This is a genomic window from Dietzia sp. NCCP-2495 (assembly GCF_026011735.1).
GTDB lineage: Bacteria > Actinomycetota > Actinomycetes > Mycobacteriales > Mycobacteriaceae > Dietzia.
Window position 1 is genome coordinate 1 of record NZ_BRVN01000061.1, and the last position, 1,167, is coordinate 1,167.

At 67.4% G+C, this 1,167-nt stretch carries 2 protein-coding genes; both read left to right on the forward strand.

Annotated elements, in window-relative coordinates:
• Positions 1-888, forward strand: an 888-nt coding sequence (locus OPF83_RS17365) for a cytochrome P450 (RefSeq protein WP_264888904.1), incomplete at its 5' end; no start/stop codon positions are given.
• Positions 889-905: 17 nt separating this feature from the next.
• A complete protein-coding gene (locus OPF83_RS17370) occupies positions 906-1,106 on the forward strand; it encodes a ferredoxin (RefSeq protein ID WP_264888906.1) in 201 nt (66 codons plus the stop codon).
• The last annotated feature ends 61 nt before the right edge of the window (positions 1,107-1,167 follow it).

A 1,167-nucleotide genomic window follows, 5' to 3' on the forward strand; every position in this document is an offset into this window, starting at 1 on the left:
AAGTTCCGCGAGCAGCTCGACGCCCGGTTCGCGCACCTCTACCACGATCTCGAACAGGGCACGGACCCGCACGCCTACATCGACCCCTACGCCGACATCCCGTCCTTCCGTAAGCGCGACGCCGCCCGCGAGGGCCTGGTCGACCTGGTCTCGGCGATCATGGACGAGCGGATCGCCAACCCGCCCGCCGACAAGGACGATCGCGACCTGCTCGACGTCCTGGTGTCGGTGAAGGACGAGGACGGGACCCACCGGTTCACCCCCGACGAGGTCACCGGCATCTTCATCTCGATGATGTTCGCCGGCCACCACACCACCTCCGGCACCAGCGCCTGGATGCTCATCGAACTCCTGAAGAACCCCGACTACATGGCCGAGGTGCTGGCCGAGCTCGACGAGATCTACTCGGACGGGGCGGAGTACTCGTTCGGCGCCCTGCGGCAGATGCCCAAGGTCGAGAACGCCCTCAAGGAGACGCTGCGGCTGCACCCGCCGCTGATCATCCTCATGCGCGTGGCGCAGGAGGACGTGCGGATCGGCGACTACGTGGTGCGCGCGGGACAGACCGTGGCCGCCTCACCGGCGGTGTCCAACCGGCTGCCCGAGGATTTCCCCGACGCCGACTCCTTCGACCCGGACCGCTACGACGAGCCGCGACAGGAGGACATCGTCAACAGGTGGACCTGGATCCCGTTCGGCGCCGGACGCCACCGGTGCGTGGGTGCCGCGTTCGCCCAGCTGCAGATCAAGGCGATCTTCTCGGTCCTGCTGCGGGAGTACGAGTTCGAACTCGCCCAGCCCGCCGACAGCTACCACAACGACCACTCGAAGATGGTCGTCCAGCTGGCCCAGCCGTGCGTGGTCCGCTACCGCAAGCGGAAGCGCTGAGGGAACAGGAGAGTCAGATGCGAGTGGAGGTCGACTTCGACCTGTGCCAGGGACACGCCGAGTGCCAGGCCGAGGCCCCCGACTGGTTCACCGTCGGCAAGGGCTCGGGGGCCAAGGTCCGTGCCAAGCGGGGTGAGGTCCCCGCCGATCAGCTCGAGGCCGTCAAGGCCGCCGTCAAGTACTGCCCGACCCAGGCGCTCCGCCTGGTCGACAACTAGAGGACCACAGGGAGTGGACGACGTGACCAGATACAACCGCGCCGAGATCGCCGAGTTCGTC

Coding starts and splice junctions, on each gene's coding strand:
- OPF83_RS17370 (WP_264888906.1), top strand. CDS start 906: ATGCGAGTGGAGGTCGACTTCGACCTGTGCCAGGGACACGCCGAGTGC.